The sequence below is a fragment of the Chromohalobacter sp. HP20-39 genome, assembly GCF_033052815.1.
Taxonomy (GTDB): Bacteria; Pseudomonadota; Gammaproteobacteria; order Pseudomonadales; family Halomonadaceae; genus Chromohalobacter.
The window spans coordinates 1-255 of sequence record NZ_JAWHTP010000898.1; the positions used below are offsets into that span (position 1 = coordinate 1).

A 255-nucleotide genomic window follows, 5' to 3' on the forward strand; every position below is an offset into this window, starting at 1 on the left:
CGACGGCAGGTTCCAGTTTTTGCACTTCCTCCTCGTAGGCTTTGGCCAGCGCAAGGCCCGCGTCCGTGCAGGAATATGTGCCGTGGTACTGTTTCGTCCCTTCGTTGAGAAACCGCAAGCCATTCAGCAAACTGGGCTTGTACCAGGCCGTGTCCCAGAACGACACTTTGATGCTCGGCCAAGTCTCCTTGCGCAACTCAACTTCATCCGGGTCGTTCTCGAAACGGTCCGTGCCTGGGTACCCTTGCAGACCAT

General features: G+C 57.3%; 1 protein-coding gene. It reads right to left on the minus strand.

Translation table 11 applies throughout. From position 1 onward, the window contains the following. On the minus strand, positions 1–255 hold a 255-nt coding region (locus RVY79_RS20565; protein WP_317466445.1), incomplete at both ends, for a hypothetical protein.